The following is a 511-nucleotide window of genomic DNA, read 5'->3' as shown; positions in this document are numbered from 1 at the left end:
GGACCAGGGAGCCATCGGGAAGCTGGGCGGAATACACCCGAAGAGGTTTGTGAAAGACCCGGGTTCGAGAGGCTGCGGACCAGTTCTTCTCCGGAGCCAAAACCCAGACCTCCCCAAGCTCGCTCAGCATCCGACGCAGGGCATGGAGCCCAGGGGAAAGATACCCGTCGTCGTTGGTGAGAAGGATGAGGGGCGCCATGGTTGGGCCGAAGTTTACCGGTTCTTCTCCGCTGGGCCAAACCGAAAGAAGGTGAGGCGTGTCTCCCCGTAGACGCGGGAATCCAGGAGAGAAAGGGGCGGGAAGGAGTCGCCCAGCTCCTCCTTGTGAAAGGTTTCCACCACCACCAATGCTCCCGGCCGGAGGGGAAGCGTCTCGGCCACGGCCCTCAAGGCCTCGGCGGCCAAACCCGGCTCATATGGAGCACCGATGAACACCAAATCGAAGCGCCGCCCGCGCCGCACCAGATTTTTTACGGCTTTGAACACGTCCCCTTTGATGGTCTCCGTCTGC

General features: G+C 61.8%; 2 protein-coding genes. Both read right to left on the bottom strand.

Annotated elements, in window-relative coordinates; genetic code table 11:
* Nucleotides 1-199: 5'/3'-nucleotidase SurE (locus H5T41_11540; protein MBC7109392.1), on the bottom strand; the 199-nt coding region annotated here is incomplete at its 3' end.
* Nucleotides 200-213: 14 nt separating this feature from the next.
* The coding region (locus H5T41_11535; protein ID MBC7109391.1) for an RsmD family RNA methyltransferase at nt 214-511 on the bottom strand (298 nt) is incomplete at its 5' end.

This window comes from Methanomassiliicoccales archaeon, assembly GCA_014361295.1.
Taxonomy (GTDB): Archaea; Thermoplasmatota; Thermoplasmata; order Methanomassiliicoccales; family JACIVX01; genus JACIVX01.
Note: the sequence above shows the minus strand (reverse complement) of the source record. Positions and strands in the feature narration are given on the sequence as shown.